The organism is Micromonospora sp. NPDC007271 (assembly GCF_040634005.1).
GTDB lineage: Bacteria > Actinomycetota > Actinomycetes > Mycobacteriales > Micromonosporaceae > Micromonospora.
Genome location: NZ_JBEYER010000180.1, coordinates 1 through 6346, shown reverse-complemented (window position 1 = coordinate 6346; position 6346 = coordinate 1). Strand labels below are relative to the sequence as shown.

The 6346-nt window shown below is 69.0% G+C and carries 5 protein-coding genes and 1 pseudogene; 3 read left to right on the top strand and 3 right to left on the bottom strand.

Features of this window, described 5'->3' with window-relative positions:
• Window positions 1-577 precede the first annotated feature (577 nt).
• From ABZ570_RS33290 to ABZ570_RS33280, 3 genes are all read left to right on the top strand, one after another.
• Window positions 578-1132, top strand: a complete 555-nt coding sequence (locus ABZ570_RS33290) for a TetR/AcrR family transcriptional regulator (protein WP_358072049.1) — start codon at window positions 578-580, stop codon at window positions 1130-1132.
• A 10-nt stretch (window positions 1133-1142) separates the two neighbouring features.
• Window positions 1143-1505, top strand: a complete 363-nt coding sequence (locus ABZ570_RS33285) for a hypothetical protein (protein ID WP_358072047.1) — start codon at window positions 1143-1145, stop codon at window positions 1503-1505.
• Window positions 1506-2199: 694 nt separating this feature from the next.
• On the top strand, window positions 2200-2622 hold the full coding sequence (locus ABZ570_RS33280; RefSeq protein WP_358072051.1) for a helix-turn-helix transcriptional regulator: 423 nt from the start codon (window positions 2200-2202) through the stop codon (window positions 2620-2622).
• Between the two features lie 576 nt (window positions 2623-3198).
• Here the strand turns inward: ABZ570_RS33280 and ABZ570_RS33275 are convergent.
• The 3 genes and pseudogenes from ABZ570_RS33275 to ABZ570_RS33265 form a co-directional block, all read right to left on the bottom strand.
• Complete coding sequence (locus ABZ570_RS33275) at window positions 3199-5043, bottom strand: IPT/TIG domain-containing protein (protein ID WP_358072045.1); 1845 nt, start codon at window positions 5041-5043, stop codon at window positions 3199-3201.
• 441 nt (window positions 5044-5484) lie between these two features.
• Window positions 5485-5964: an IS3 family transposase gene (locus tag ABZ570_RS33270; RefSeq protein WP_358072043.1), complete on the bottom strand. Its 480-nt coding sequence runs from the start codon at window positions 5962-5964 to the stop codon at window positions 5485-5487.
• Window positions 5961-6191: pseudogene (locus tag ABZ570_RS33265) on the bottom strand (transposase); the annotation flags it as partial. The gene ABZ570_RS33270 and the pseudogene ABZ570_RS33265, both read right to left, overlap by 4 nt.
• Window positions 6192-6346 lie beyond the last annotated feature (155 nt).

Sequence of the window (6346 nt, the reverse complement as noted above, 5' to 3'; positions counted from 1 at the left end):
AGAGTGGCCCGGCACCGCGTGACGATGAATCCGCAACGAGGCCGCGACCCAGCACAGCTACCAGACCAGCCACCACGACCACGGCGAACACCACGGCCACACCCCCCGCCCAGGAAGCGTGGAACACGCGCTCCGGCTGGCCGGATGGAACTCGAAGCCTCCCGGCGGTCATGGAATACACGCCCCGCCCCCCTCCTGACGACAATCGGAAGAATAAACGGGCGAAAACGCCTGAACGGTGCAAACCTGACTTTCAGGCGGAGGCATATTATCCAAACCCGCTAATCGAGGCCCTGGAGGCAACGCGGACCGGACACCAGGGCAGCCCTTGCATCCCAGCTCCGGTTCTCTGGCCCCCACCCCTCGAGACGATGGGTTCTTGATCAGCTCGTCCGCTAGCCCGGGCAGCTTTGTCGGCGGCCAGTTGCGTTTCCCCAGGTCCGGCCAGCAACGCCCTCACTCTCCGTGCGCGTCCACTCAAGGGCTGCCTGGGCTGGGTGTGAGACGGCAGAAACGCGACCGGGTTCAGGAACGAGCGTTCTTGACTGATCGTTCCTAAACCGGGTAAGGTCCTTCCATGGGCCGACCGAGAGCATTCGACGAGACCGAAGTCACCAGAGCAGCGGCAAGCCTGTTCGCCGGCCGGACGTACGACGGCATCTCCGTCGACGACCTGGTGACGCACCTCGGCGTGCACCGTAACAGCCTGTACAAGGTCTTTGGCAGCAAGCGCGGGCTGTACCTGGCCGCCCTGCGGTGGCACCTGGAGCATAGGGTCCGGCCGCTGCTGGCGAAGGTCGGTGCGGCCCCCGACCCGACACAAGCATTGAGGGATATGTTCGTGGCCGACACCGCCAGCCCCGACCTGGACCTGCTGCTGCTGGCCGTGGTCGAACGCGCGCCGGTGGACTCCGAGGTGGCAGAGGAAGTTGCCCGCACCATGCGCGACTTCGACGCTGCCATCGATCTCACCCTGGGCGACGGTCGGCCGGTCGCCGACGATGCGCCGTCACCGCTGGCCTACGCGCTCACTGCGGCGATCCTCGGCCTGCGTCTGCGGGTCCGCACCGGGGTCGACGCCGCCGGGGTCGGCGCTGTCCTGTTCGACCGGATTCATCAACCGCAACCCTGAAGGAGCTTCCATGGCACAGGTACGCATCGACGAGGACACCCTCATCGTCGAGATCGAAGGACTGGACAAGCTCTGGGCCCTCAAGAGCCGCCTGGAAATCCCGCTGCTCAACGTCCGAGGCGCCACCGCCGACCCCGGCGTGATCAAGGAGCCCAAGGGCATCCGCGCGCCCGGCGCCCACCTACCCGGCGTCATCACCGCCGGCACTTTCCACATCGATGGCGAGCGCATCTTCTGGGACGTCCGGGACCCGGCCAAAGCCGTCGTCATCGAACTGCGCGACGAGCGCTACGCCCGTCTCATCGTCCAAGTCGCGGACCCCCGGGCCACAGTCGCCCTCGTCGAGCGCACCATCGCCCGCTCCACCACCTGATCCAAAATCAGCCACCACTCACGCGCGGTAACCAGCGGCGGCCAGTTGTCTCCCCACTAACTGGCCGCCTATGGGGACCTTTCACTGGCCGCCGACACAGCTTGGCACTGTTGGCTGCCTTGACCAGCACGACATCACCCGGCCACAGCCCACTGCGCAGCAGCTCCTGCGTCTACTTCCGGTTGTCTCGATGTCCGCCCATCGGCTTCATGACCGGAATGCTCGTAACGGGGCGACGGACAACTGCGCTTTCGATCGCGGCACCTGTTGCCCGTCGCCCGTCAGCACACGCCGAAGGGGGACGGACGGCAAGGAGCCTGGACCTGCCGGCTCGGGAAAGCCTTCGGGACAAGTAGCGGCGGTGCGGCGGCATGTCGGCGTACAGGTTCGCGTGCCCAGCCGCGTACGACTGAACGTGCCCAGCCCGCCCTACCCGCCCAGGCCTCTCATGATCATCTGGCCGCCCTTCGCATACGTCGATGTAACGGGCGCGGACGGGACACGCGCCTATCGGTGTGCAGGATGCATCGGTTGTTCCGCAGAACAGGTAGGAGCGCCCGGCCGGCTTACCAGGTGGAGGTGCTGCAGCACAAGGTGGACGGGAGTACTGAAACCGATGTCGACGATGAGCACGATCGATCACACCACCAGGAAAGCCGGGACCCGCTCCGAGTCCTGTCCCCCACCGGCAGGCCTGGCCGCACAGGCCCGCCGGCAGCCCGGACCGCAGCAGGTCGCGTTCGCGCGGTTCGTCCGCCACGCTATCGACACCTCCCGCCGCCAACGAGGCTGGACCCTCACCCAGACCGCCGCGCATGCCGGCGTCGGCCGCTCCACGATCTTCCGTTGGCTCAACGGCGAGTGGACCGACTATCCACAGCTGGAGAAGGTCCGCCGCTTCTGCCGAACCCTCCATGCGCCGGTCGGCGAGGCCATGCGGGCCCTGGGCGTGCCATCGCCCGACGCCACCCCGCCACCGGTGCCCGCCGCCGTCCAGGCCGACATTCGGGTGATCCTCGCGCGCCTGTCCGACCCCGCCGTAGCAGCGGAGGAGAAACACCACATCCGCATGCTGCTGCGCTACCTCGCCCACCGACGCATCCAACAACCTGACTAAACCCGCGCGATAGGCCGGTCTTGCAGCGCCCCGGCATCGGCCTCTCGCAGCCCATCCCGGCGCTCGGCGTCCTCGAGAACTGCATCCTAGGCGGCCAGCCGCGCCTGACCGAGCCTCCCGGCGACATAGTCGTACACCTTCGGGAACCCGATCCGGGCGCAGCCGGGCCGCCGCGCGGGGGCTCATGTCGCACTCCGTGTCGTGGCAGTAGACGACGACCGGACGGCTCTGGTCGAGCACCACCGCGCTCTCGGCGCTGAGCTTCTTCAACGGCAGGTCCACCGCACCCGGCAGGTGCGCCCAGTCATGCTCCGGGCGTGGTAGCACCCCCACGAGCTGGGCCCGATCCTGGCGAACCAGCCGCTGCACCCCATCCCGGAAACCGCTGGTCATCGAGGCGGGCGGGCCGTGGTGGCCCGCCCGCCGATGGCCCTCGCCCGGGGCGTTACCCGCCGTCACCGGCGACAGCTGGACCCGGGGACGTTCGCCGTGAACTCCTCGTAGCGGACCTGCGCGTCGATCGGCTGGCCTCGACTGGCCAGGGCCGGTCGGCCCTGGCCAGTCAGCTCCCGCTCGTCACATTGAAGACTTGTTGCGGGCGCGGCGGTTGAGGACCAGCAGGAACGCGCCGGCGATGACGAGCATCGCGCCGACGGTGAGGGGTGTTCCGATGGAGTTGCCGGTGACGGGCAGGATCTGGCTGACGTAGCGGAATGTCAGGGGCTTAGATGACCCGCCCGGGGTGGTCACCGTGACGGTGGTGTTGCCTGCCCGGCAAGCGGGTGTGCGGAAGCTCAGTGAGCGTCCGTCGGCGGCGACGGTCACCTCATCGGCCGGTATGGTCCGTCCGCAGATGGTGACCGTGGTCTGGCCGGGAATGAATCCGGTGCCGTGGATGGTCACGGTGGTGCCGCCCGCGGTGGGACCGCGGCCGGGGGTAACCGTGTCGATGACGGGCGGGGCGGCTTGGTAGGTGAAGGCGTCGGGTGCGGTGGCGTTCGCGCCGGGAGTCAGGACGGTCACGTCCACGGTTCCGGGTGCGCCGGGCGGTGTGACTACGGTCAGTGAGGTGCCGCTCGGGTTGACCACCAGGTTGGTGCCGGGGGTGTTTCCGAAGTTGACGCCGGTGGCGCCGCCGAGGCCGGTGCCGGTGATGGTCACCGTGGTGCCGCCGGTGCTCGGACCCTCGTTCGGCACGACCGAGGTGATTGTCGGCGCCACATAGGTGAACGCCGGCGCGGTGACCTCACCCGCAGGGAAAACCAGCCTGACGGCGGCCGGTCCGGCCGCGTTCGGCGGCGTCACCACCGTCACCGCGGTCCCGGCCGGGTTGACGGTGAAGCCAGTGCCCGGCACGCCGTCGAAGGTCACACCCGTAGCCCCGCCCAGGCCCGTGCCGGTGATCGTCACCGTGGTCCCACCCGCCGTCGGCCCCGACGAGGGCGTCAACCCGGTGATCGTCGCGCCGCTGCCATCAGCAAGGTACGTGTAGCCCAACGGGGCGGCCGAACCACCTGGTGTGCTCACCACCACCGACGCGGGCCCGACTGCGCCCGCAGGCGTCACCGCGGTCAACGACGTGCCACCCGCGGCCACCACCACATTCGTGGCCGGCGTTCCATCGAACGTCACCGTCGTCTCACCGGGAACGAAGCCGCTACCGCTGATCGTCACCGTCTGCCCACCCGACTGCGGGCCCGCATTCGGGTTGATAGACGCCGCCGTCGGGGGTGCCGGGGGAGCCGGACGCTCGCATCTGGCCTCGGAGATGATCACGGTGCCGACCGGGATCGACACCGGCTCCCCGAGGAGCGTGCCCGTCAGGGTGAGGGCGGCTCGAACAGCGACCGCTGTGGCGCCCGATGCGGTGGTGTCCTCGATGCGGGTCAGCGAGGCGTTCAGCGCCGCGCCGACGAGTCCGGGCACCGTCACCCCAGCGCTCGCGTCCACGCTGGGGCCGTTCGCTACCAGGGTCACCGCCGAGCCGAACAGCTCCAGGCCAGCCAACGTCGTGTCAGCGGTCTGCGGGCCGGTGAGAGGGCATGTGACGCTCGCGGTCGCCTCGGCGGCGGTCACCACGTCAACGCCGAGCACCCTGAGGTTGAGGTTGTTCACGCTGGACGAGGCGGATGACTCGCCCGGAGCGCGGGTCGCGGTCACATCCTCGACTGTGCCGCTCGCGCTCACCCCCACCGCACCCGGCAGCGAGATCGCCACCAAGGTCGACGTGTCGGTACCACCTCCCGGCGGCGCGGTCGCCGAACCGATGACCGCGTCGGCGTTGACCACCGCCACGCCGTCAACCTCCGCCGACAGATCAACGACCACACCCCTCGCGCTGGCACTTCCCGGCTGCGCCATCGCCGGCGCCCCCACACCCACGCTGGCAACCGCACCAACCGCTGTCGCCAGCGATGCCATCGCAAATCTCCGCAGGACAGAACCCACCGCATCCCCCGTTCAACTCATCCGACCGGGCACAACCGGGTTGGCGTGCCCGTCACCGACTGAACGAGAATGCGGACACAGCGTTACGCATCGGATACTGTCCGCTACGGAGCGGCCTCCCACGCGTTGGAGAAACGTCCGGTCGACCAACTCTTCGATCGGCCGAACAACCCGCCCGCCAGGAGCGCAGGGGCGATCCCCCCATCGGGTGAGCCCAGCGCAGAGACCTGCTGCCAAGGTTCGCCGCCGTTACCGTCGGCTCGTTGGAGCGGTGGGCATCGTCGCTCTCGCCGCCTACCGCTCCCACCATGTCGGGCACCGCGCGCTGATCCCGCCTCCACCGAACAGCACCGCCCATGCCTTCGGGTGCGCCAGGTACAGAGACCGCGCGACGTTGCCGTACGCGGCGGCCGTTCAAACGGCGTTCCCCAGGAAGATGCCAGCGCCGCCACAGGCGGGCTTGCCCTCGTCGGTGATGATCTCGGTCATGTCACCGCACCAGGCGACGTTCGGTGCCGGTGCGGTGAACTCTCGCTTGATCAGGTCCGCAGCGGCTGGCCGCTTACCCGGCCGGGTCAGCCCGCGCCTGCGTCGCTTGGCCCGAGCGACCAGCCCCAGCTCTGCCATCAGCGCGGCGACCGTGTTGTCGAAGACCTGCCAGCCCTGCTCCCGCAGCTCGTCACCGACACGCGGACTGCCGTAGGTGCCGCCGGAGTCGTCGAACACCTTCCGCACCGCGTCGGCCAGCCGGACCCGACGGTCCTGCCGCGGCGTGGGTGGCCGGTCACGCCACTGGTAGAACCAGGGCTCGGACACACCGAGCGCTCGGCAGGCCACCGCGTGCGGCACATCGTGCTCGGTCCTCTGGGAAGCGATGAAGGCGGCCACGCTCACCGGCCCGTCGCTTGCTTGACCCACAGAACCACGGATCGCTTGAGGACATCACGCTCCATCGCCAGCTCAGCGTTCTCCCGCCGCAACCGCGCCGGCTCGGCCCGCTCGTCCTCGGACAGCCCACCAGCGACCGCGGCTTCCCCTCGGGCCTGGCGGTCCTTCTTCACCCAATTCGCCAGCGTGCCGTCATTGATCCCCAGGTCACGAACGACCTGCGCGATCGACTTGCCGGTCTCCGCACGATCCGCACCGCACCGGCACGGAACTCCGGATCAAACTGGCGTCTCGTCTCAGCCTTGACATCCTCCCCGCCCTAAAGGACGGGGGTTCCCTTGGTCGCCCTCGGGTTTTCCTGTTTCGCCGACGACTGCCTCGTGCGAGA

Coding starts and splice junctions, on each gene's coding strand:
- ABZ570_RS33290 (WP_358072049.1), top strand. CDS start 578: ATGGGCCGACCGAGAGCATTCGACGAGACCGAAGTCACCAGAGCAGCG.
- ABZ570_RS33285 (WP_358072047.1), top strand. CDS start 1,143: ATGGCACAGGTACGCATCGACGAGGACACCCTCATCGTCGAGATCGAA.
- ABZ570_RS33275 (WP_358072045.1), bottom strand. CDS start 5,043: ATGGCATCGCTGGCGACAGCGGTTGGTGCGGTTGCCAGCGTGGGTGTG.